The 23,921-nt window shown below is 72.8% G+C and carries 18 protein-coding genes and 1 pseudogene; 16 read left to right on the top strand and 3 right to left on the bottom strand.

Features of this window, described 5'->3' with window-relative positions; all coding sequences use genetic code 11:
- Positions 1-4: 4 nt before the first annotated feature.
- The 3 genes from recN (at position 5) to ACIHCL_RS30275 (ending at position 3,303) form a co-directional block, all read left to right on the top strand.
- Entirely contained in the window at positions 5-1,750 is a 1,746-nt protein-coding gene (recN, locus tag ACIHCL_RS30285; protein ID WP_399866909.1) for a DNA repair protein RecN, read from the top strand.
- A gap of 13 nt (positions 1,751-1,763) precedes the next feature.
- On the top strand, positions 1,764-1,949 hold the full coding sequence (locus ACIHCL_RS30280) for a hypothetical protein (RefSeq protein WP_399866908.1): 186 nt from the start codon (positions 1,764-1,766) through the stop codon (positions 1,947-1,949).
- 256 nt (positions 1,950-2,205) lie between these two features.
- Entirely contained in the window at positions 2,206-3,303 is a 1,098-nt protein-coding gene (locus ACIHCL_RS30275) for a glycosyltransferase family 4 protein (protein ID WP_399866906.1), read from the top strand.
- A gap of 25 nt (positions 3,304-3,328) precedes the next feature.
- Here the strand turns inward: ACIHCL_RS30275 and ACIHCL_RS30270 are convergent, their stop codons facing one another.
- On the bottom strand, positions 3,329-4,957 hold the full coding sequence (locus ACIHCL_RS30270) for a PucR family transcriptional regulator (protein ID WP_399866904.1): 1,629 nt from the start codon (positions 4,955-4,957) through the stop codon (positions 3,329-3,331).
- 463 nt (positions 4,958-5,420) lie between these two features.
- Positions 5,421-7,223: a glycoside hydrolase family 15 protein gene (locus ACIHCL_RS30265; protein ID WP_399866934.1), complete on the bottom strand. Its 1,803-nt coding sequence runs from the start codon at positions 7,221-7,223 to the stop codon at positions 5,421-5,423.
- A gap of 415 nt (positions 7,224-7,638) precedes the next feature.
- Here ACIHCL_RS30265 and ACIHCL_RS30260 point away from each other — a divergent pair, with 415 nt between their 5' ends.
- From ACIHCL_RS30260 to ACIHCL_RS30200, 13 genes and pseudogenes are all read left to right on the top strand, one after another.
- Complete coding sequence (locus ACIHCL_RS30260; RefSeq protein ID WP_399866901.1) at positions 7,639-9,330, top strand: CTP synthase; 1,692 nt, start codon at positions 7,639-7,641, stop codon at positions 9,328-9,330.
- Between the two features lie 90 nt (positions 9,331-9,420).
- Positions 9,421-10,047, top strand: coding sequence for an NUDIX domain-containing protein (locus ACIHCL_RS30255; RefSeq protein WP_399866900.1), 627 nt, complete (start codon positions 9,421-9,423; stop codon positions 10,045-10,047).
- A gap of 199 nt (positions 10,048-10,246) precedes the next feature.
- Positions 10,247-12,310 carry a tetratricopeptide repeat protein gene (locus tag ACIHCL_RS30250; RefSeq protein ID WP_399866897.1) on the top strand — a complete coding sequence of 688 codons (2,064 nt, stop codon included), beginning with the start codon at positions 10,247-10,249 and terminating at the stop codon, positions 12,308-12,310.
- Between the two features lie 135 nt (positions 12,311-12,445).
- Positions 12,446-13,570 carry an alanine dehydrogenase gene (ald, locus tag ACIHCL_RS30245; protein WP_399866894.1) on the top strand — a complete coding sequence of 375 codons (1,125 nt, stop codon included), beginning with the start codon at positions 12,446-12,448 and terminating at the stop codon, positions 13,568-13,570.
- A gap of 482 nt (positions 13,571-14,052) precedes the next feature.
- Positions 14,053-15,090: a ParA family protein gene (locus tag ACIHCL_RS30240; protein WP_399866892.1), complete on the top strand. Its 1,038-nt coding sequence runs from the start codon at positions 14,053-14,055 to the stop codon at positions 15,088-15,090.
- Positions 15,087-15,680: a hypothetical protein gene (locus tag ACIHCL_RS30235; RefSeq protein ID WP_399866891.1), complete on the top strand. Its 594-nt coding sequence runs from the start codon at positions 15,087-15,089 to the stop codon at positions 15,678-15,680. Before ACIHCL_RS30240 ends, ACIHCL_RS30235 begins: the two co-directional genes overlap by 4 nt.
- A gap of 134 nt (positions 15,681-15,814) precedes the next feature.
- A pseudogene (locus tag ACIHCL_RS30230) lies at positions 15,815-17,077 on the top strand (segregation/condensation protein A); the annotation flags it as partial.
- Positions 17,078-17,232: 155 nt separating this feature from the next.
- On the top strand, positions 17,233-17,880 hold the full coding sequence (gene scpB, locus ACIHCL_RS30225; RefSeq protein ID WP_399866889.1) for an SMC-Scp complex subunit ScpB: 648 nt from the start codon (positions 17,233-17,235) through the stop codon (positions 17,878-17,880).
- A complete protein-coding gene (locus ACIHCL_RS30220) occupies positions 17,880-18,986 on the top strand; it encodes a pseudouridine synthase (protein WP_399866887.1) in 1,107 nt (368 codons plus the stop codon). Before scpB ends, ACIHCL_RS30220 begins: the two co-directional genes overlap by 1 nt.
- 194 nt (positions 18,987-19,180) lie before the next feature.
- The gene (gene pnuC, locus ACIHCL_RS30215) at positions 19,181-19,837 is read left to right on the top strand and encodes a nicotinamide riboside transporter PnuC (protein WP_399866886.1); all 657 of its coding nucleotides are present in this window, start codon (positions 19,181-19,183) and stop codon (positions 19,835-19,837) included.
- A complete protein-coding gene (locus ACIHCL_RS30210) occupies positions 19,834-20,919 on the top strand; it encodes an AAA family ATPase (protein ID WP_399866884.1) in 1,086 nt (361 codons plus the stop codon). Before pnuC ends, ACIHCL_RS30210 begins: the two co-directional genes overlap by 4 nt.
- On the top strand, positions 20,916-21,647 hold the full coding sequence (locus ACIHCL_RS30205; RefSeq protein ID WP_399866883.1) for an NUDIX hydrolase: 732 nt from the start codon (positions 20,916-20,918) through the stop codon (positions 21,645-21,647). The genes ACIHCL_RS30210 and ACIHCL_RS30205 overlap by 4 nt, the downstream gene beginning before the upstream one ends.
- A gap of 189 nt (positions 21,648-21,836) precedes the next feature.
- Complete coding sequence (locus tag ACIHCL_RS30200; RefSeq protein ID WP_399866931.1) at positions 21,837-22,853, top strand: ADP-ribosylglycohydrolase family protein; 1,017 nt, start codon at positions 21,837-21,839, stop codon at positions 22,851-22,853.
- Between the two features lie 117 nt (positions 22,854-22,970).
- On the opposite strand, the gene ACIHCL_RS30195 is transcribed toward ACIHCL_RS30200, so the two are convergent.
- Positions 22,971-23,696, bottom strand: a complete 726-nt coding sequence (locus ACIHCL_RS30195) for a DNA polymerase beta superfamily protein (protein WP_399866880.1) — start codon at positions 23,694-23,696, stop codon at positions 22,971-22,973.
- Positions 23,697-23,921: the final 225 nt, after the last annotated feature.

Raw genomic sequence — 23,921 nt, 5'->3', positions numbered from 1 at the left:
GGTCATGTCCGTGTTGGAGGAGATGCGGATACGGTCGCTCGGAGTCATCGACGACGCGGTGGTCGAGCTGTCGCCCGGGTTCACCGCCGTGACGGGTGAGACCGGCGCGGGCAAGACCATGGTCGTCACCAGTCTGGGGCTGCTGCTCGGCGGACGAGCCGATCCCGCCCTGGTACGGATCGGGTCCAAGGCGGCGGTCGTGGAGGGGCGGATCACGGTGGCCGAGGGCGACGCGGTGGCGTCGCGGGCCGAGGAGGCCGGGGCAGAGTTCGACGACGGGGCCCTGCTGATCAGCCGCACCGTCTCCGCGGAGGGGCGCTCCCGGGCGCACCTCGGCGGCAGGTCCGTGCCGGTCGGGGTGCTCGCCGAACTCGCCGACGAACTCGTCGCCGTCCACGGCCAGACCGACCAGCAGGGGCTGCTCAAGCCCGCCCGGCAGCGGCAGGCACTCGACCGGTACGCGGGCGACGGCGTCGCCGTGCCGCTGGTCCGCTACACGACGGCGTACCGGCGGCTGCGGGCCGTGCTCATGGAACTCGACGAGCTGACCACGCGTGCCCGCGAACGCGCCCAGGAAGCGGATTTGCTGCGCTTCGGTCTCGACGAGATCGCCGCGGTCGAACCGGTCGCGGGCGAGGACGCCGACCTGGCCGCCGAGGCCGAGCGGCTCGGGCACGCCGAGGCGCTCGCCTCCGCGGCGGCCCTCGCCCACACCGCGCTCGCCGGCGACCCGGAGAACCCGGAGAGCGTCGACGCGACCACCGTGGTCTCGGCCGCCGGGCGCGCACTGGACGCCGTGCGCGCCCACGACCCGGCCCTGGCCGCCCTCGCCGACCGGATCGGCGAGATCTCGATCCTGCTGGCCGACGTGGCCGGTGAACTGGCCGGGTACGCCGACCGGCTGGACGCCGACCCGCTGCGGCTCGCCGCGGTGGAGGAGCGGCGTGCCGCGCTCGCCGCGCTCACCCGCAAGTACGGCGAGGACATCTCCGCCGTGCTCGCCTGGGCCGAGGAGGGAGCCGCCCGGCTCACCGAACTGGAGGGCGACGACGACCGGATCGGTGAGCTGACGGCCGAACGGGACGCCCTGCGCACCGAACTCTCCATCCTGGGGCAGCAGTTGACCGATGCGCGGACGGAGGCGGCGGCACGCTTCGCCGAGGCGGTGACCGAGGAGCTCGCCTCCCTTGCCATGCCGCACGCCCGGGTCTCCTTCGCCATCCGGCAGACCGAGGCGGCCGACGAGGCGTCCGGCATCGACATCGGCGGGCGCAGTGTGGTGTACGGGCCGTCCGGCGCCGACGAGGTCGAGCTGCTGCTGGCGCCGCACCCCGGCGCCCAGCCGAGGCCGATCGCCAAGGGGGCGTCGGGCGGTGAGCTGTCCCGGGTGATGCTCGCGGTCGAGGTGGTCTTCGCCGGCTCCGACCCCGTGCCGACGTACCTCTTCGACGAGGTCGACGCGGGCGTCGGGGGCAAGGCCGCCGTCGAGGTCGGGCGGCGGCTGGCGAAGCTCGCCAAGTCCGCCCAGGTCGTCGTCGTCACGCACCTGCCGCAGGTGGCGGCCTTCGCGGACCGGCAGCTGCTGGTGGAGAAGACGGTCGACGGGGCGGTGACGAGCAGCGGGGTCACGGTCCTGGAAGGCGAGGACCGGGTGCGGGAACTCTCTCGGATGCTCGCGGGCCAGGAGGACTCGCAGACGGCGCGCGCCCACGCGGAGGAGCTGCTGGCCGCGGCACGGGCGGACGCTTAGCGCCGCGCGCACCATGATCGGCGACACCGGCGCCCACGCCCTGGGCGCGGCGCTGGGTGTCGCCGTCGCGGGACGCGGCCGGGCCGGGTTCCTCGCCCATGCGGCGGGGCTCGTCGCCGCCACGGCGTACGGGGAACGGGTGAGCGGACGCATTCGGTCACTGTGGGACCGGGTGGCGCCGGGCGCCGGGCGGGGCTGACCCCCGAAGGCGGTCCGGCGATCCGGGGCACGGCACCGGACTTACCCCGCCGCGGGTACCGGACCCCGGGTCACCGGCCCCGGCGCACCGGTCGGCAACCTCGCGCCGCTCGTTCACCCGTGCGAGTGGTGCGTCGCGGGCGGTCGTCGGTGTACGCCCGGGACCTTGGCTTGACTGTGCCGGAACGTGCGTACGGGCTGGCATCCTTGGCGATGCCCTTTTTTCGCCGACTCGGGAGCCCCGGGAGCCATCCAACGTGTCACAGCTGCGTACGGTCCACGTCCTGGGCGGCGGCAGCGTGGGCAGCAGCGCCCACGTCAGCTCGCTGGCCGCCGGACTGGTGGCGAGGGGCGTGCAGGTCACCGTCTGCGCCCCGGCCGGACTGGGCCACGCCCATCGCTTCGCCGACACGGGAGCCCGTTTCGCATCCGTGCCGCGCCGGAGCGACCCCGCCGCCGTCGCCGCCCTGCGGACCGTCTGCGCGGCGGCGGACGTGGTTCACGCGCACGGCCCGCACGCCGCGGTGCGCGCCGCCCTCGCCCTCGGCGGGCTCCGGATCCCGCTGGTCGTGACCTGGCACGCCCGTGCCCATGCCGAGGGTGCGCGGGCACGCCTGCTCCGCCTCATGGAGCGACGGGCCGCGCGGGCGGCGTCGGTCGTGCTCGGCACGACATCCGAACTGGTCGACCGGGCACGGATGCGCGGTGCGCGCGACGCCCGGCTCGCTCCGGTCTCGGCGCCCGTCCCGCGTCCGGCCGACCAGGTCGACCCGGCCAAGACGCGCGCCGAACTCGGGGCGGTGGAAAGGCCGTTGGTCTTCTCGCACGGGAGCCTCGTGCCGCATCACGGATACGATCTGCTGCTCGACGCCGCTCGGGCATGGCGTGATCCCGGCACCGCGCCGCTGCTGATCATCGCGGGGGAGGGGCGGCAACGGGCCGCTCTGCAACGCCGGATCAGGGAGGAGGACCTGCCCGTCCGGCTCATCGGCGAGCGCGACGACCTCGCGGAACTGCTCACCGCTGCCGACCTGGCCGTGCTGCCCAGTCGGTGGGAGGCGCGCTCGGTGCTGGCCCAGCAGGCGCTGCGGCTGGGTGTCCCCCTGGTCGCCACCGCGGTCGGGGGAGTGCCCGAACTCGTCGGGGACGGGGCGGAACTCGTGCCGTACGGGAACGCGGAGGCGCTCGCGCGCACGGTGGCCGGACTGCTCGGTGACCCGGAGCGACGCGCGCGCCTGGTGGCCGCCGGACGGGCGCAGGCCGCGAGTTGGCCCACGGAGGACGACACGGTCGTCCAGGTGCTCAGCATCTACGACGAGTTGACGCAGCCCGTCGTCATGCCGCGGACGCGGTGAGCCGGACACCCGCCTGTCCCGGCCGTCACCGGGGTGTGTGACGGCGGGCCCGAAGCGCGAGGCTCAGGGCCAGCACCGTCTGCGGGTCGTCCAGATCGGTGCCCAGCAGCTCTCCGATGCGGGCCAGACGGTTGTACAACGTCTGGCGGTTCAGGTGCAGTTCGCGAGCCGTCTCCGCCTTGCGGCCCGCATGGGCCAGATACGTCTCCAGCGTCGGGAGCAGCGGGGGCCGGGAGGTCCGGTCGTGATCGCGCAGCGGGCCGATCGCCCGTTCCACGAACGCCGCCAGATCGGGGTGCTCCCTCAGCCGCCACAGCAGCAGATCGATGTCCAGGCGCCGGGCGTCGTACCAGGGGCGGTCGTCGAGACCGTGCGCCGCCGTCGCGGTCTCCGCGGCATGCCGCAGTCCCGTACCGGCCGCGGCCCAGCCGCCCGCGACGCCCACCACCACGACCGGCGGATGCGATCCGGCCAGTTCCAGACCGGCGCGCTCCACACCGGCTCGCAGGGCCACGGCGACCCGGTCCGCGACCGCCGTGCGCTCCGACTCGGCCCGCAGCCCCAGCAGCACCGGCACCCGGCCCTCCACCGGCCGTACCCCCAGCAGCACCGGCACCCCCACCGACGACAGCTCCTCCAGCACCGCCCGCGCCAGCAGCGCCCAGTTCCCGGAGCCGGACAGTTCGGGCGCCAGCCGCATCACCACCGGCAGCAGCGGCGACGCACCCGGCTTGAAGCCCAGCACACGGGCCTGGGCCGGTGCGTCCTCCGGCATGATCCGGCCCTCCGCGAGATCCGTCAGGAAGTCGCCGCGGCCACGTGCGGCGAGCTCCTCCTCCTGACGCGCCTGCATCAGCACGACGGCGAGGATCCCGGCCGCCCGCTCCGCCGCCATCCGGTGCACCGGCAGCAGCGGCCCCGACACGGCCGGAAGCACCAGCCTGGCCCGTACCGAACCGCTGCCCGGACCGCCGCCCGGCACGTCCACCAGCACCGACCCGGTGGGCGGCGCCTCACGGGCCACCCGGCCGCCGCGCAGCCCGTCCCACACCTGGAGCGGATCCGCGCAGACCGGACCGGAGCCGGGGCCCGCCGCGTACAGCAGCTGTCCCTCCGCCGTCTCCAGGAAGACCGGACTGGCCGCGAAGTCCGCCAGGATGCCCAGCACCTGGGGCACCCCACCGCCGCCGAGCAGCGCCTGGGTGCACCGCCGGTGCACGTCCTCGGCCTGCCGCAGCAGGGCGTAGTGGCCATTGACGATCTCGGTGTGGATCTCCTCGGTCACCGTCACGAACGGCACCTCGCGGTGCAGCTGCACCAGCGGCAGCCCGGCCGTGCGGGCGGCGTCCACGAGCGCGGCGGGCAGCCTGTCGAACCGCGGCCCGAGCTCCACCACCAGGGCGGCGATCCCCCGGTCGGCGAGCCTGCGGACGAAGGCCCGCTGCTCGGCGGGGCGGGTGCCGAGCCCCAGGCCGGTGGTGAGCAACAGCTCACCGCCCTTGAGCAGCGAGGCGATGTTCGGCACCTCGCCCGCGTGCACCCAGCGCACCGTACGGCTCAGCCGGTCCGCGCCGGCCACCACCTCGGGGAGTCCGCTGCGCAGCCCGGGCAGTTCGAGGGCCCGCTGCACGGTGATCCCGCCTTGCGTCTCCACTGGCTCTGGCCTCGCGTTTCCACTCGGGTCCTACGGGCGGTCGCCCCCGGCCGGGTCGTCGCACCGCCGACCGCCGTGCGACGCCTGGTGCGTCCCTCCCCGGCTCTCGGTTCCGTGCGAGCGGGGGAGGCCCCGTCGTGCGCCGCGTCGCCGGAGACGGTCCTCGTTCGTCCGGTACGAGGACCATCCTCCGCCTTTCGAACGCATGCGTCAGACGTCGCGCAGCCCGGCCTCCGGCCGGACGACGCCGGTTCGAAGACATGGCCTGGTCCGGACGGTACCGGTCGGGGCGCCGACGGTGCCGCCGGGGGCCCGAGGCGGAGTCCGCCCACCGGGCAGGCCACGGGAAGGGGCGGGCGCCGCCCCGGTCGGCGGGGGCAGAAGCGGCCCGCGCCCCGTCCGCCGCGCCCGCACCTGCCCGGAGTTCCGGCGTCTTTTCCCGGAGTGCGGGAAGAGGGCCGGGTCAGCCGACGTACGCCCCGCTCGCCGTCAGGCGCAGCGCGGTGTCGATCAGCGGGACATGGCTGAACGCCTGCGGGAAGTTGCCCACCTGGCGCTGGAGCCGGGGATCCCATTCCTCGGCGAGCAGCCCCAGGTCGTTGCGCAGGGACAGCAGCCTCTCGAAGAGCTGGCGGGCCTCGTCGACCCGGCCGATCATCGCCAGGTCGTCCGCCAGCCAGAACGAGCAGGCCAGGAACGCGCCCTCGTCGCCCTCCAGCCCGTCCACGCCCGCGTCCTCGCCGTGGGTGGGGTAGCGCAGCACGAAGCCGTCCTCCGTGGACAGCTCGCGCTGGATCGCCTCGATCGTGCCGATCACGCGCTTGTCGTCCGGCGGCAGGAAGCCCACCTGGGGGATCAGCAGGAGGGAGGCGTCCAGTTCCTTCGAGCCGTAGGACTGGGTGAAGGTGTTGCGTTCCTCGTCGTAGCCCCGCTCGCAGACGTCGCGGTGGATCTCGTCGCGCAGCTCACGCAGCTGCTCCACCGGTCCCTCCGCGTCACCGGACTCGATCAGCTTGATGGTGCGGTCGACGGCAACCCAGGCCATCACCTTCGAGTGCACGAAGTGGCGGCGCGGGCCGCGCACCTCCCAGATGCCCTCGTCCGGCTCGTCCCAGTGCTTCTCCAGGTACTCGATCAGCTTGAGCTGGAGGCCCGTCGCGTAGTCGTTGCGGGTCAGCCCCGTCATGTGGGCGAGGTGCAGCGCCTCGGTGACCTCGCCGTACACGTCCAGCTGGAGCTGCCCCGCCGCGCCGTTGCCGACCCGGACCGGGGCGGAGTTCTCATAGCCGGGCAGCCAGTCCAGCTCGGCCTCGCCCAGCTCGCGCTCGCCCGCGATGCCGTACATGATCTGCAGGTTCTCCGGGTCGCCGGCGACCGCCCGCAGCAGCCACTCCCGCCAGGCGCGGGCCTCTTCGCGGTAGCCGGTGCGCAGCAGGGAGGACAGGGTGATCGCGGCGTCGCGCAGCCAGGTGTAGCGGTAGTCCCAGTTCCGGGAGCCGCCGATGTCCTCGGGCAGCGAGGTGGTCGGGGCGGCGACGATGCCGCCGGTCGGCGCGTACGTGAGGGCCTTGAGGACGATCAGCGAGCGGACCACGGCCTCCCGGTAGGGCCCGTGGTACGTGCAGTGCTCGACCCACTCGCGCCAGAACTCCTCGGTCGCCTCCAGCGAGCCCTCCGGGTCCGGCAGTCCGGGTGGTTCATGGTGCGAGGGCTGCCAGCTGATCGTGAACGCGATCCGGTCACCCGGCGCGACCGTGAAGTCGGAGTACGTGGTCAGGTTCTCGCCATAGGTCTCCGCGGGGGTGTCCAACCAGACCGAGTCCGGCCCGGCGACGGCGACCGTACGGCCGTCGACCTTGTGCACCCACGGCGTCACGCGGCCGTAGCTGAACCGCATCCGCAGCTCCGAACGCATCGGCACCCGGCCGCTGATCCCCTCCACGATCCGGATCACCTGCGGGGCGCCGTCACGCGGCGGCATGAAATCGGTCACCCTGACCGTTCCGCGCGGGGTGTCCCATTCCGATTCCAGGACCAGGGAGTCGCCCCGGTACCGGCGGCGAGCCGCGGACGGGGGCTGTTCCTCGTCCTCCCACGCCGGCCCCAGGCGCCAGAAGCCATGCTCCTCGGTGCCCAGCAGTCCCGCGAAAACGGCGTGAGAATCGAAGCGGGGAAGGCACAGCCAATCCACTGTGCCGTCCCGGCAGACCAGGGCGGCGGTCTGCATGTCTCCGATGAGTGCGTAATCCTCGATGCGCCCGGCCACGTGCATCTCCAGTCGAACGGCCATGTCACCCCGTAGGGCATTAATGCGGGTCAGGAGGCCACCACAAGCGATTGTCGTGGGAGAAGGATGTGAGGGAAAACCTGCGAACCCGATACCTCGCCCGCAGCGAGTGTCCGAGCAGGATACGACGCACCCGGGTGATGCGCGCGACCGTCTTGACAACCAGTCTGCGCCGAACGGGTAGGGCGTGAACAACTCGCGATGATCTTGTGTGGCGAATGTGCGGGGTGTGGCCGGAAGCAGGCCCCCTTTGTCGCTGATACCCTGGTAGCCCGTGGACCGGTGGTCGTCGGCGACAGCAGACGCGGCCCCCGAACCGCAGCGACGGCAACGCCGGAACCTCCGGACGGCGACGCCGGAACGCCCCTCATGACCGCGACCACGGGAGTCCCCTTTGGCTAAGCAGCCCACATCCACGACGACCAAGCACATCTTCGTCACCGGGGGGGTCGCCTCGTCCCTCGGCAAGGGTCTGACTGCCTCCAGCCTCGGCGCCCTGCTCAAGGCGCGCGGACTTCGGGTCACCATGCAGAAGCTCGACCCGTACCTGAACGTCGACCCGGGCACGATGAACCCCTTCCAGCACGGTGAGGTGTTCGTCACCAACGACGGCGCCGAGACCGACCTGGACATCGGCCACTACGAGCGCTTCCTCGACGTCGACCTCGACGGTTCCGCCAACGTCACCACCGGCCAGGTCTACTCGCAGGTGATCGCCAAGGAGCGGCGCGGCGAGTACCTCGGCGACACCGTGCAGGTGATCCCGCACATCACCAACGAGATCAAGCACCGCATCCGCCGCATGGCCACCGACGACGTCGACGTCGTGATCACCGAGGTCGGCGGCACGGTCGGCGACATCGAGTCGCTGCCGTTCCTGGAGACCGTCCGCCAGGTCCGCCACGAGGTGGGCCGGGACAACGTCTTCGTCGTGCACATCTCGCTGCTGCCCTACATCGGCCCGTCCGGCGAGCTGAAGACCAAGCCCACCCAGCACTCCGTCGCCGCGCTGCGCAACATCGGCATCCAGCCCGATGCCATCGTGCTGCGCGCCGACCGCGACGTGCCGACCGCCATCAAGCGCAAGATCTCGCTGATGTGCGACGTCGACGAGGCCGCCGTGGTGGCCTGCGTGGACGCCAAGTCGATCTACGACATCCCGAAGGTGCTGCACACCGAGGGCCTGGACGCCTACGTCGTGCGCAAGCTCGACCTGCCGTTCCGCGACGTCGACTGGACCACGTGGGACGACCTGCTGGACCGCGTCCACAACCCCGACCACGAGGTCACCGTGGCGCTCGTCGGCAAGTACGTCGACCTGCCCGACGCCTACCTCTCGGTCACCGAGGCCATCCGGGCCGGCGGTTTCGCCAACAAGGCCCGGGTCAAGGTCAAGTGGGTCGCCTCCGACGACTGCAAGACCCCGGCCGGTGCCGCCAGGCAGCTCTCGGACGTCGACGCGGTCTGCGTTCCCGGCGGTTTCGGCGACCGCGGTGTCAACGGCAAGATCGGCGCCATCCAGTACGCCCGCGAGCACAAGGTGCCGCTGCTCGGCCTCTGCCTCGGCCTCCAGTGCATCGTGATCGAGGCGGCGCGCAACCTCGCCGAGATCCCCGACGCCAACTCCACCGAGTTCGACCCGGCCACCGCGCACCCCGTCATCTCGACGATGGAGGAGCAGCTGGCCTACGTCGAGGGCGCCGGAGACATGGGCGGCACCATGCGGCTCGGCCTGTACCCGGCGAAGCTCGCCGAGGGCTCGCTGGTGCGCGAGGCCTACGAGGGCGAGCCGTACGTGGAGGAGCGTCACCGCCACCGCTACGAGGTCAACAACACCTACCGCGCCGAACTGGAGAAGAAGGCCGGACTGGTCTTCTCCGGCACCTCCCCGGACAACAAGCTCGTCGAGTACGTCGAGTACCCGCGCGAGGTCCACCCGTACCTGGTCGCCACCCAGGCGCACCCGGAGCTCCGCTCCCGTCCGACCCGCCCACACCCGCTCTTCGCCGGCCTGGTGAAGGCGGCCGTCGAGCGCAAGACCGGTGCGAAAGCCGACGGCGGGCAGGGTGCCCCGTCGGGCGAGTAGTCCGGCGGTGGGCAGGCATTAACGTTGACCGGGGCACGGGTCCGACGAGGACGCGTGCCCCGGTTTCCCCTTTTCTGTGGAAGGACGTAGATGGGTATCCAGGACACGCCGGAGGAATGGCGGGTCACCGCCACCGAGACGCCCTTCACCGGCAACAAGACCAGTGTCCGCACCGACGAGGTGGTGATGCCCGACGGCACGGTCGTGCGCCGTGACTACCAGGTCCACCCCGGCTCGGTCGCCGTCCTCGCCCTCGACGAGGAGGGCCGGGTCCTGGTGCTCCGGCAGTACCGCCACCCCGTGCGCCACAAGCTCTGGGAGATCCCGGCCGGACTGCTCGACGTCCCCGGGGAGAACCCGCTGCACGCCGCGCAGCGCGAGCTCTACGAGGAGGCGCACGCCAAGGCCGAGGACTGGCGGGTGCTGACCGATGTCTACACCACGCCCGGCGGCTGCGACGAGGCCGTACGGATCTTCCTCGCCCGCGGGCTCTCCGAGGCGGACGGAGAGCGCTACGAGGTCTCCGAGGAAGAGGCCGACATGGAGCTGGCCCGGGTGCCGCTCCAGGAGCTGGTGCGGGGCGTCCTCGCCGGGGACCTGCACAACAACTGCCTCGTGGTGGGCGTCCTCTCGCTCGCGGCGGTGCTCTCGGGCGACGGGGCCGACGCGCTGCGCCCGGCCGTGGCGCCGTGGCCGGCCCGCCCGTTCGAGGCCTGAAGGCCGTCGGCTCCGGCGGCACGGTCGGATCCCATCCGCCGACCGGATGGATCCCCCTCTGATCGGACAAGGCGATGATCCGAATGGGGGACCTCCGCGCCACGCTCCACACGGATCGTCCATACGTCTGAACTACGCTCGGAACGCCCTGACCGGACACTCGGCGGGCGATGCGTGCGGCGGAAGTGGAGCGTGACCCGTGACGGATCAGGCGGTGGACACCGGCAGCCCGGCCGAGACGGCGGGGAGCGAAGGGCCGTCCGACGCCACACCGCCCCGATTCCTCGGCCGGGCCCGCGAGTTGAGGCAACTGCACGCCGACATCGAGCATGTCGGACTGGACACCCTGGCCGGCCGCGGACCCGCCCGCGCCCGGGTCCTGCTGATCGCCGGACGCCCCGGCTCCGGACGCACCGCGCTCGCCGCGGAACTCGTCCGCCGGCTGCGCGCCGCCGACGACCGCCGCGACGGCCCGTTCCGCGCCCGGCTCACCGAACCCGGCGGCGCCCGGGTGCCCACCGAGCGCACCGCCCGCGAACTGCTCGACCAGATGGGCGTGACCGGGCCGCCCGGCGCCGACGCGGACGAACTCTCCGAGATGGTCCGCGAGGCGCTGGCCGGACGCCGTGCCCTGCTGCTGCTCGACGACGCCGCGGACGCCGAGCAGGTCGACCCGCTCCTCCCGGACGACTCCGACTGCCTCGTCGTCGCCACTTCCGAAGGCCCGCTGACCGGCATCCCGGACGTCCGGCCCTGCACACTCGGCGGCCTGGACGCGAAGTCCGCCGTCCGGCTCCTCGCCGGACTCATCGGCGACGTGAGGATCACCGTCGACCCGCGCACCGCGGAATCCCTCGCCGAGGAGTGCGGCGGGCTGCCCGCCGCCCTGATACTGGCGGGCGGCTGGCTCGCCGCCCACCCCATGGCCTCGGTCTCCGACCTCACCAGGCGGCTGCGCGAGCAGCCGGACGACCGCGAGCAGTCCACCGGCGCCCGCCCGCTGGCCCGCGTCCTCGGGCTGGTCCACGACTCCCTGCCGCCCGCCGCCGCCCGGACGCTGCGCCTGCTCGTCCTCGCCCCCGGCGGAACGGCCGACGTCCACACCGCCTCCGCGCTGGCGGGCTGCTCCGTCCACACCGCCCGGACGGTCCTCGACGATTTCGTGGACCTGGGGCTGCTGCGCACCGACGCCGCGGACCAGCCGCAGTACGAGGTGCCCGGCTGCCTCGTACCGCTGCTGTGGGCGCTGCTGGACGCCAGGGACCGGCCCGCGGAGGTCCAGCTCGCCAGGGCCCGGATGCTGGAGCGGACCGTACGGCTGCTGCAGTCCTGCCGGGCGGTCACCGAGCCCGAGGACTCCCCGGCCCGCGGCGGCTTCGCCGCGCTGCCGCACTCCCTGCGCTTCCCCGATCCCGAGGCCGCCGCCGCGTGGCTGCGGAGCCGGCGGCCGGCCCTGCTGGCGTCGGCCCGGCTCGCCGTGGCGGACGGCGGACTCGACACCCTGGCAAGGCGGTTGGTGTCCGCGCTGGTGCGGGTGATGGCCGTGCACCAGGGCACCGAGGCCGCCGCGGCCGACCTGTACGGACTGCACGGTCTGGTCCTGGCCGTCGCCGAGCGGCGCGAGCTGCCGCGGGAGCGGGCCGCGGCGCTGCTCAACCTCGCCGATCTCGACGTCGGGACCGGCCGCACGCGGGAGGCGCTCGCCCGCTACCGGGCGGCGCTGGACGCCGGACGGGCCGCGAAGGATCCCTACGCCACCGGCCGTGCGATGGAATCCGTAGGCGGTGCCTACGCCGAGCTGGGCGACTACCAACGGGCCGCCGACTGGTACGGGAGGGCCCTGGCCCAGCGCCTCACCCGGGGCGAGCGGGCCGACGAGGCGCGGCTGTACGGGCGGCTGGGCACCGTCCACACCTACGCCGGGCGGTACGGCGAGGCCCTGCGGCACTGGCGGGCCGCCGTGGCCGGGTACCGCAGGCTGGGCGACGTACCGGGCCAGGCGCGGGCGTTGAGCGAGGCGGCCCGGGTGCAGGAGTACGCGGGCCGGCCGCGCGAATCGCTGCAGACCTGCCAGGAGGCCGTCCACTGGGCCGGCCAGGCCGGGGACATGCGGCTCCAGGCCGCATTGCAGCTGAGGCTGGCCGACACGTTCGAGCGGCTCGGCGACCCGGCCGCGGCCCGCCTGCACCGGGGACTGGCCCACAGCCTGCTCCGGGACGAGGGTGACACCTGCGAAATCCGTAGTGCGGTGACAGAAAATTAGTGCTTTGTAAGGCTAGACAGTCAGAAATCCTTCATTAGACTGGCTGTACCGCGTGTGTTCGCGGTGTCTCTCATTACGCAGTTTCTATCCGGGTATGGGTAGCCATGTCCGGGTGACCCCTCTGAGCCAAGGACCGTGATCGACGTGAAGGTCGGCATCCCCCGCGAAGTCAAGAACAACGAGTTCCGCGTGGCGATCACGCCCGCCGGTGTGAACGAGCTCGTGCGCAACGGCCACCAGGTCGTCGTCGAGAAGGACGCGGGGGCCGGCTCCTCCATCACGGACGGGGAGTACATCGCCGCCGGAGCGCAGATTCTCGACACCGCCGACGAGGTCTGGGCCGCCGCGGACCTCGTGCTCAAGGTCAAGGAGCCGGTCGCCGAGGAGTACCACCGCCTCCGCAAGGACCAGACGCTCTTCACCTACCTGCACCTCGCCGCCTCCCGCGAGTGCACGGACGCGCTCCTGAAGTCGGGCACGACGGCGATAGCGTACGAGACCGTCGAGGCCGCGAACCGCGCCCTGCCGCTGCTCGCGCCCATGTCCGAGGTGGCGGGCCGGCTGGCCCCGCAGGTGGGGGCCTACCACCTGATGCGCTCGGCCGGCGGCCGCGGCGTGCTGCCCGCCGGCGTCCCGGGTACGGCGGCCGGCAAGGCCGTCGTCATCGGCGGTGGCGTCTCCGGCTGGAACGCCACGCAGATCGCCGTGGGTCTCGGCTTCCACGTCACGCTGCTCGACAAGGACATCAACAAGCTGCGCGAGGCCGACAAGATCTTCGGCACCAAGGTGCAGACCGTCGTGTCCAACGCCTTCGAGCTGGAGAAGGCCGTCCTCCAGGCCGACCTCGTCGTCGGCGCCGTGCTCATCCCGGGCGCCAAGGCCCCGAAGCTGGTCACCAACGAGCTCGTCTCCCGGATGAAGCCCGGAAGCGTACTTGTCGACATTGCGATCGATCAGGGTGGCTGCTTCGAGGACTCCCACCCGACCACGCACGCCGAGCCGACCTTCAAGGTCCACGAGTCGGTCTTCTACTGCGTCGCGAACATGCCGGGCGCGGTGCCGAACACCTCCACCTACGCCCTCACCAACGCCACGCTGCCGTACATCGTGGAGCTGGCCAACCGCGGCTGGGTCGAGGCGCTGCGCCGTGACCCCGCCCTCGCCAAGGGCCTCAACACCCATGACGGCAAGGTCGTCTACCGTCAGGTGGCCGAGGCGCACGGCCTGGAGCACGTCGAGCTGAGCACGCTCCTCGGCTGACGCTCCCCGCAGTCCGAGCGGTGCGCGAGGGGGTGCCTCCCCGCCCCCGTCAACCTCATACGTCGGGCCGGACCCTGCCGAGCAGGGTCCGGCCCGACGGCGTGCCGGGAGCCGGCCGGCCGTCGCGCAACTCGTCGCGAACGCCGCCCTTCGACCGATTCGCACACCCGATAACGGCGCGTCTCGGTGGCCACGCACCCTTGACAGGGAGCTGTTCGATTGCCGACACAACCGGCCGGGTCCGGCGCATTGTGTTGCTGCGAAGCGGTGACACGCCATAGAGTCACCAAACGTCGGCATGGTGCCACGCTGACCTATCGATAAGTTTCCTGGTCACTTCCAAGGAGGTAAGACGACTTGTGAATGAGTCGACATTTACTCCCGGGGGTGTGCGTCCAGGGACGCTCGCACGGGGCCGGGGCCCGCACGGGCCGCAGGCTGTCGGCTCCGTCGCTGTCCGCACCTTCGCCACTAATCAGCACATGACGACAGCCCCCCAGATGATGGACGGCCTACACGTGAACGCCATGGCCGGCAACGAGAGTGGCCGAGAGACCGCCCGCTTCGCCGACTTCGACGAGGTGTCCAACGGGCACTTCCACGACCCCGATGCCGAGTACGAACCCGATCCGGAGTACGCGGCCACCCTCGCGCCCGACGCTGCCCGCCAGCGCCGCGAGCGGATCGGCCCGACCGGTCGGCCCCTGCCCTACTTCCCGATCCCGGGCCCGCTGACCGACCACGGTCCCGCGAAGATCATCGCGATGTGCAACCAGAAGGGCGGCGTCGGCAAGACCACGTCGACCATCAACCTGGGTGCCGCGCTGGCCGAGTACGGGCGCCGGGTGCTGCTCGTCGACTTCGACCCGCAGGGCGCCCTGTCGGTCGGGCTCGGCGTCAACCCGATGGAGCTCGACCTCACGGTCTACAACCTGCTCATGGAGCGGGGGATGTCGGCCGACGAGGTCCTGCTGAAGACCGCGGTCCCGAACATGGACCTGCTGCCGAGCAACATCGACCTGTCGGCCGCCGAGGTGCAGCTGGTCAGCGAGGTGGCCCGGGAGTCCACGCTGCAGCGCGCCCTGAAGCCGCTGATGGCCGACTACGACTACATCGTGATCGACTGCCAGCCCTCGCTCGGCCTGCTCACGGTGAACGCGCTGACGGCCGCGCACAAGGTCATAGTGCCGCTGGAGTGCGAGTTCTTCGCCCTGCGAGGAGTGGCGCTGCTCACCGAGACCATCGAGAAGGTCCAGGAGCGGCTCAACCCCGAGCTGGAGCTCGACGGCATCCTCGCGACCATGTACGACTCCCGTACGGTGCACAGCCGCGAGGTGCTCGCGCGCGTCGTCGAGGCGTTCGACGACCACGTCTACCACACCGTCATCGGGCGCACCGTGCGTTTCCCCGAGACCACGGTCGCCGGTGAGCCCATCACCACGTACGCCTCCAACTCGGTCGGTGCCGCCGCCTATCGCCAGCTCGCCAGGGAGGTGCTCGCCCGGTGTCACGCCGAGTGAGTCTGCCTGGAGCCGACGAACTGTTCCGTACCACCGGGGGGACGGGGCTGCAGCCCTCGTCCCCGGTGGACCGGCGGCGCAAGGCGAACGGCGGGGCCCGGGTGCCGGGCCCCGCCGGTGAGAACGATCCCGGGGCCGAGGGGACCGGGGCGGACGCGGCCGAGGAGGCCGACGGCCGGGAAGAGGGAGCGGCGGCGGACGCCGGTACCGGGGAACCGCGTGGGCGCGACGCAGACGGGGACCAGGGGACGGCGGCCCGGCAGCCGGCGCGCAGGTCCCGGCCGGCCTCGTCCCCGGCCCGGGAGACGGCGCCCGTCTCCGCCGTGCAGCAGCAGCAGCGCAGGCGCGGCAGCGGGCGCGGGGCGAACCGGCGGCCCAGCGGGCGGGAGCGCCACGACGAGAAGATCACGGTCTATGTCTCCGCCGAGGAACTGATGGACCTCGAACACGCCCGTCTCGTGCTGCGCGGGGAGCACGGGCTCGCGGTCGACCGGGGGCGGATCGTCCGGGAGGCGGTCGCGGTGGTGCTCGCCGACCTGGAATCGCGGGGCGACGCGAGCATCCTCGTACGGCGGCTGCGCGGTCGCTGACCGGAGCGCCGGTAGCCTGCCGGGAGTGCCGACGCGGCCGGCCGCCTGCCGAGGACGCCGCCGCAGGCCGATCGGCCGGACCGCTCCGTACGGGCCACGGCCCGCCGTCCGTATCCCCATGCCCCAGGACCCCCATGCCGACGACCGACGAGCCCGCCCGTACCCCTCGCCGCCCCCTGGGGCGCGGTCCGGGCGGCCGGGCCGCGCCGGCGCCGGGTGAGGGAGAGGGCGGAGGGGCCGGGCGCGAGCCGGTCGCCGTGCCGCGGACCGGGAACGGCCAGGCACCCTCGGGCCCGGGGGAACCCGGCCCGGTTCGGCCCGGAGCCTGCGCGCCCGGATCCGACGCGTCCGGACCCGCTGCGTCCGGCCGCGCCGAGGCGGCACCCGATCCGTCCCCCGAGCCCGCGGGTCCGCCCGGGAACGCCGCGACCGGGCCCGTACCGGAGCCGTCCGCCACGACCGTGCCCGGTCCGGCCGCGTCCGGTTCCGGAACAGCGGTATCCGGCCGGTTCCCCGTCCCGGGCGACGGCGGGTCGTCCGACCACGGGCCGTCCGACGGCGAGCAGCCCGGTGAGGCACAGCCGGGCGAGGGGCGGTTCACCGTTCGGCTGGCCAACTTCGAGGGACCGTTCGACCTGCTCCTCCAGCTCATCTCCAAGCACAAGCTGGATGTGACCGAAGTCGCGCTGTCCAGGGTCACCGACGAGTTCATGGCGCACATCCACGCGATGGGACCGGACTGGGACCTGGACCAGACCACGGAGTTCCTCGTCGTCGCCGCGACCCTGCTGGACCTCAAGGCCGCCCGGCTGCTGCCCGCCGCCGAGGTGGAGGACGAGGCCGACCTGGCGCTGCTCGAGGCACGGGACCTGCTCTTCGCCCGGCTGCTCCAGTACCGCGCGTACAAACGCATCGCGGAGATCTTCGACGGCCGGCTCGACTCGGAGGGGCGGCGCTTCCCACGCACCGTGGGGCTGGAGCCGCACCACGCCGAACTGCTGCCCGAGGTCGTCATCAGCATCGGGGCCGAGGGCTTCGCCCGGCTCGCCGTGAAGGCGATGCGGCCGAAGCCCGAGCCACGGGTGTACGTCGAGCACATCCACGCACCGCTGGTCAGCGTGCGGGAGCAGGCCGAGGTGGTGGTGGCGCGGCTGCGCGAGGCGGGGGAAATCAGCTTCCGGGAGCTGACCCGGGACGCCCCGGACACCCTCACCGTCGTGGCCCGCTTCCTCGCGCTGCTGGAGCTCTACCGGGAGAAGGCCGTCGCGCTCGACCAGGACGAGGCCCTCGGGGAACTCCTGGTGCGCTGGGCCGGGGGAGAGGGGACCGAGCCCGTCGTCACCGACGAGTTCGACGCGGAGGCGGGCAGCGGGACCGGGGACGAGGACGGCAACGAGACCGAGGCCGGGAACGGCACCGGGGAGCGCGACGCGCGGAGGAACGAGGCCGGGGCGGAGGCGTCCGCCGCACACTCCCGGAAGGGCGGTAGCGGCAACGGCGGTCGCACCGGCACCGGCGGCGAGGCCCGGGAAGCCCAGGAGGATGGGAAGGCATGACGCAGCAGCACATCACCGGCCCCGCCGTCGCGGAGCTCGCGCTGAAGCCCGCTCTGGAGGCCGTCCTCATGGTCGTCGACGAGCCCGCCACCGAGGAACACCTCGCCAAGGTGCTCCAGCGGCCCCGTGCGGCCGTCGCCGACGCGCTGCGCGAGCTGGCCGACGACTACACCGCCCAGCGCCGGGGATTCGAGCTGCGGCTGGTGGCCGGAGGGTGGCGCTTCTACACCCGCCCCGAGTACGCGGCGGCCGTCGAGGGCTTCGTACTGGACGGCCAGCAGGCCCGGCTCACCCAGGCGGCGCTGGAGACCCTGGCGGTGGTCGCGTACCGCCAGCCCGTCAGCCGGTCGAGGGTCTCCGCGGTCCGCGGCGTGAACTGCGACGGGGTCATGCGGACCCTCCTCCAGCGGGGACTCGTCGAGGAGGCGGGCGCGGAACCCGAAACAGGTGCGATCCTGTACGGGACGACGAACTACTTTCTGGAGCGGATGGGCCTGCGCGGCCTGGACGAGCTCCCGGAGCTCGCGCCCTTCCTCCCCGAGGCGGACGCGATCGAGGCCGAGACGGGAGAGGGTGTGCCGTCGTTCGATCCGGACGCACCGGACACCCTCGAAACCCACGCAGACGACAAGACGGAATTTTGATGCGAAGCAGTGGCAGGAACAGCGGAAGCGGCGGCGGCCGGAGCGGCGGCAACCGGAATCCCCGGGGTGCCGGTGCCGGGCGCGACGGCGGGCAGGGACAGCGTCCCCGCAGGCCACGGCCGGAGGAGCGACGCTACGACGCGGGCGCTCCGGGAGGCCAGGACGGCGACGGCCCCCGCAAGGGCCGGGGCACGGCGGCCCGCGGCGGCGCCAAGGGCGGCCCCAGGGCCCCGCAGTCCCGTGACGGCCGGACCGGCGGACAGCGTCGGCAGGATGCCCCGTCCCGTCCGCGCGAGCTCGACGCCAAGATCGAGCAGCGCAACCGGGACCGGTACGCGAACCGGCCCGAGCGCAGGACGCCCAAGACCTTCCCGGGAGCGGAGCAGGAGGGCGAGCGGCTGCAGAAGGTCCTCGCCCGGGCCGGGCTGGGTTCGCGCCGTGCCTGCGAGGAGCTGATCGACCAGGGGCGCGTCGAGGTCAACGGCGAGATCGTCCTGGAGCAGGGCCGCCGCGTGGACGTGCACAAGGACGAGATCAAGGTCGACGGGCTGACCGTCGCCGCCCAGTCGTACCTCTTCTTCGCACTGAACAAGCCCGCCGGCGTCGTCTCCTCCATGGAGGACCCGGACGGCCGTCAGTGCCTCGGCGACTATGTCACCAACCGCGAGACACGGCTCTTCCACGTCGGCCGGCTCGACACCGAGACCGAGGGCGTCCTCCTGCTCACCAACCACGGGGAGCTGGCCCACCGTCTGACCCACCCCAAGTACGGGGTGAAGAAGACCTACCTGGCCGCCATCCAGGGACCGCTCCCGCGCGACCTGGGCAAGCGGCTCAAGGACGGCATCCAGCTGGAGGACGGCTACGCCCGCGCCGACCATTTCCGGGTCGTCGAGAACACCGGCAAGAACTACCTGGTCGAGGTGACCCTGCACGAGGGCCGCAAGCACATCGTCCGCCGGATGCTGGCCGAGGCCGGCTTCCCGGTCGAACGGCTCGTCCGCACGTCCTTCGGGCCGATCCCGCTGGGCGACCAGAAGTCGGGCTGGCTGCGCCGTCTCACCAACACCGAGGTGGGCATGCTGATGCACGAGGTCGGTCTGTAGCCCCGTCCCCGTCCCCGTCCGCGGTGACGGGGCGGGCACGTGTTCCGGTGCCTCGCGCCCGCGGCGCTCCGGTTTCGCCCGTATCCAAGGCCCGCGGCCGGTTCCTGTCGTCGAAAGTCGGACAGGAACCAGCCGCGGGCCTTTCGTCGTGTGGGTTCCTCCTTTATAGTCAGGATGACTATAAAGGAGGCGGAGTGAGTCCCGCGGACGTCCTTGATCCCCTGCAGCAACCCCTGGTCACGGTCCTCGGCACCCCGGTCAGCTGGACCGAGGTGCTCGGATTCGGCAGCGGGGCGCTGTGCGTGTGGCTCGTGGCCCGCCAGCACATCGCCAACTGGCCGATCGGCATCGCCAACAACCTCTTCTTCATCGTGTTGTTCGCCCAGTCCGGCCTGTACGCCGATGCCGGCCTCCAACTCGTCTTCATCGCCCTCGCCGCGTACGGCTGGTGGACCTGGACCCACGGGGGTGGACCAGGTGCGCCCGACCTGCCGGTGCGTCGCACCACACGCACCGAATGGGTCCTGCTGCTCGCGGCGGGGGCGGTGGGGACGCTCGCCCTCACCGTCCTGCTGGACCGGGCCACCGACTCCACCGTGCCCTTCTGGGACGCCCTGACGACCGCGCTGTCCCTGACGGCCACGTACGGGCAGTGCCGCAAGCTCGTCGAGTCGTGGTGGCTCTGGATCGCCGCCGACCTGGTGTACATCCCGCTCTACGCGCACAAGGAGCTCTATCTGACCTCCCTGCTGTACATCGGCTTCCTGATGCTGTGCCTGATCGGCCTGCGCGGCTGGCGGCGCGACCTCGCCACGCCGCAGCGGCGGCGACCGGTGGAGGTGGCGGCGTGAAGCGCTTCGGACACGGGCTCGTCCTCGGCAAGTTCTATCCGCCGCACGCCGGCCACCACCACCTCGTCCGCACCGCGCAGGACCGGTGCGAGCGGCTGACCGTCCTGGTCTGCGCCGCCTCGGTCGAGTCCGTGCCGCTCGCCGACCGGGTGGCATGGATGCGGGAGACGCACCCGGACGTGCGGGTCGTGGGCGCCGTCGACGACATCCCCATGGACCTCCACGACCCCGCCGTCTGGGACGCGCACATGGCCGTCTTCACCCGGGCCGTGCCGGAGCCGGTGGACGCCGTCTTCACCTCCGAGCCGTACGGGGACGAGCTGGCCCGCCGGTTCGGCGCCGCCTCCGCCTCCGTCTGCGTCGACCCCGACCGCACGGTCTTCCCGGTCTCCGGCACCGCCGTCCGCAAGGACCCGGTCGGCTGCTGGGACTTCCTCGAACCGCCCGTACGGGCCGCCCTCACCCGCCGGGTCGTCGTCCTCGGCGCGGAATCCACCGGCACCACGACGATGGCCCGCGCGCTCACCGACCACTACCGAAGGCGCGGCGGGGTCTGGGCGCGGACCGGGTATGTCGCCGAGTACGGACGGGAGTTCAGCGAACGGAAGCTGGCCGCGCTGCGCGCCCGCCGGCCCGACGCCCGGTGGGCGGACGTCACCTTCGGCACCGAGGACTTCCCACTGATCGCCCGGGCGCAGAACGACGCGGAGGACGCCGCCGCGCGCGCTGGTTCGCCGGTGCTCTTCTGCGACACCGACTCCTTCGCCACCACCGTCTGGCACGAGCGCTACGTCGGCGGCCGCAACCCCCTCGTCGAGGAGATCGCCGACCGGGTCCCGCACCACCTGTGGCTGCTCACCGACCACGAGGGCGTGGGGTTCGAGGACGACGGGCTGCGCGACGGGGAGGAACTGCGGCCCTGGACGACCGACCGGTTCCGGGCCGAACTCACCCGCACCGGAAGGCGGTTCGTCGAACTCACCGGGCCCCACCCGAAACGCCTGGCCACCGCCGTCGCGGCCGTCGACGCCCTGCTCACCGCCGGCTGGGACTTCGCCCCGCCCCTCCCGGAGCACCGATGAGCACCGGTGTCCCCGCGGGTTACGACCCGTACGCCTTCGAACCGTTCGCGGTCACCGTGGACCTCGCCGTCTTCACGGTCCGCGACGCCCGACTGAACGTCCTGCTCGTCGAGCGGGGCGAGGAGCCGTACCGGGGCTGCTGGGCGCTGCCCGGCGGTTTCGTCCGGCCCCGGGAGTCCGCCGAGGAAGCCGCCCGCCGGGAACTCGCCGAGGAGACCGGGCTGGCCGCGCACACGGCCTCGGCCCTCCACCTGGAACAACTGCGGACCTACAGCGACCCGGACCGCGACCCGCGGATGCGGGTCGTCTCCGTCGCCTACGCCGCGCTCGTCCCCGACCTGCCCGAACCGCGCGGGGGCGGAGACGCCGCCGGCGCCCGCTGGTGGGACACCGGGGCCACCGGACCGCTCGCCTTCGATCACGACCGGATCCTCGCCGACGCGTACGACCGCGTCTGCGCCAAGCTCGAATACACCTGCCTGGCCACCGCGTTCTGCCCGCCCGAATTCACCCTGGGGGAACTCCAGCAGGTGTACGAGACGGTCTGGGGCGTCACGCTGGACCGGCCCAACTTCCGGCGCAAGGTCCTCACCACACCCGGCTTCGTGCAGGCCGTGGAGGGAGCGCCGCGCCGCACCGGCGGACGGGGCAAGCCCGCGGCGCTCTACCGGGCCGGTGCCGCCACCGCCCTGCACCCTCCGCTCCTGAGACCGGAGGACCACCACTGAGAGCGCTCGCCCACCGCTGAGGCCCGGGGAGCACCCCGAGGCCGCGGAATCCCCTCCGACCACAGCCCCCCGCCTCCGGAAGCCCGCTCCCGTCCCCGAAGGCCGCCCTGCCTCCGGACGGCCACCCCGGAAGGCCGCCCCCGACATCGAAAGGCCGTTTCTCACCCCGGAAGGAAGAACCCCGTGACCATGACCAGGACCACCACCAAACAGGCCGCCACCGGCGCGCTGACCGGGCTGGCGCTCGGCGACGCCCTGGGCTTCCCCACCGAGTTCAACAACGTGCCGTCGATCCTCGCCAAGTGCGGGCCGTGGCGGCAGATGCGGCTGCCGAAGCCGGCGTACGTCTCCGACGACACCCAGATGACGCTGGCCCTGGCGCGGGGCATACGCACCGCGATGGACCGCGGGCTGCTCACCCCGCTGCGACTGGTCCGCCCGGTGCGCGAGGAGTTCGTCGACTGGTACCACTCGCCCGACAACAACCGCGCCCCCGGCCGCACCTGCATGACCGCCTGCCGGCTGCTCGACAGCGACCGGCTGTGGCAGGAGGCCAGCCAGACCGGGTCCAAGGGCTGCGGCGCCAACATGCGGGTCGTGCCGGTCGGACTCGCCCCCGGTCTGAGCGACGAGCAGCGTGCCGGAGCCGCCCAGTTGCAGGCGGCCCTCACCCACGGCCACCCGACCGCGCTCGCCGCGTCCGACCTGACCGCCCGCGCGGTGTACCTGCTGGCGAGGGGCGCCGAGCCGAAGGGCCTGATCGGGCAGTTGCGCAGCTACGCGTACGAGAACAGCGGCCGCTACCTCACGCGCTGGCTCGGCGACCTCTGGCGCCACGCGGGCGACTCCTCCCCGGAGCAGTACATCCGGCGCGGCTGGGAGGAATGCCTCACCGCCCTGGCCCGCGTCCAGGACGCGCTGCGCGACCCGTCCCCGGAGACCGACCCCTGCGAGGCCACCGGCGACGGCTGGGTCGCCGAGGAGGCACTGGCCACGGCCCTGCACTGCTTCCTGCTCTTCCCCGAGGACCCCGTCACCGCCCTGCGCCGGGCCGCCTGCACCCGCGGCGACTCGGACTCCCTCGGCTGCCTCACCGGCGCGTTCGCCGGTGCGCGTCTGGGCGCGGGCGCCTGGCCCGAGGAGTGGGCGGAGCGGATCGAGTACCGGAGCGACCTGCTGGCGCTGGGGGCGCTCTGGGACGCTTGATCCGTGCGTACGGAGACGCAGCGCCTCCTCGTCCCGTCCTCGCTCGCGGAACGGGCCCGGTCGGCCGTCCGGGCAGAACGCTCCGGGCACCGGGCACTCCCGGGCGCGGACGCCGCCCTACCGACGGCTACGTGTCACCAACGGGGCGGCCGAGTACAGCGCAGACGCCCGGCGGGTGCGGACGAGGAAGTCCTCCACGCGCGAGCGGTCCGGGTGCGGGGGGAGCGGTGAGGTCCGCGCGGCCTCGTCGTTCTCCTCCACCAGATGGGTCATCCGGCGTTCGACCTCCGTCCAGGGCACCTCGCCGCGCTTCACCGCCAGCAGCTCCTCCCGGGCCGGCCCCACCTCGATCACGAGCTCGCCCGTGCGCAGCAGATCCCGGCCGCTGGTCAGCAGCCGCAGCAGATGCATGGCGTGCTTCCAGCGCGGCGCCCCGTACTGCCGGACGTCCGCCTCCAGCTTCCTTCGCTGCCCGGACGCGTACCGGACGAAGGTCCCATGGGCCAGTCGCGACAGGAACGCCCCGCGCAGCGAGAGGAGTTCACGGCCCACGTCGTCGACGTACTCCACCAGCGGCGAGTGCAGGCACTCCAGCACATTGGGGTTGGCGCGCAGGGCCAGCTCGCAGAAGCGCTCCAGCTCCCAGGAGAACTGCTCCTCCGCCGGCCCCTCGACATGGGTCGGCGGCTTGTCGAACCGCCAGAACAGCGGGGTCGGTGCGAGGAAGACGCCGCGCCGGTCGGTGTCGCTGCCGTCCGTGGCGAGCCCGAAGGCGTGCGAGCCCATCACGCACGAGTAGACCGTGTGATCGCGTACGAGGGCTTCGGCCTCGGGGCTCGTCATGCCCGCGAGGCTACGCGAGCGGCCGTGCGCCGCGCCGCGCCTTTTCCGGGGGCCGGACCGGCCCGCGCCTCGGGGGCCGGCCGGTGCGGTCCCACCGCGTTCCGGTGGCGGAGGCCCCGGTTCTCGCCGACATTGTCGATGAATCGCCCTCCGTCCCACGGGGAGAGCATCCCGGCGTCCTCCCCGGCCACAGCCCTTAGGCTGGTCGTGCGGAAGGATCATGTA

It is taken from the genome of Streptomyces sp. NPDC052042, assembly GCF_044548345.1.
In the GTDB taxonomy this organism is placed as follows: Bacteria; Actinomycetota; Actinomycetes; order Streptomycetales; family Streptomycetaceae; genus Streptomyces.
This window is presented reverse-complemented; position numbering and strand designations above follow the sequence as displayed.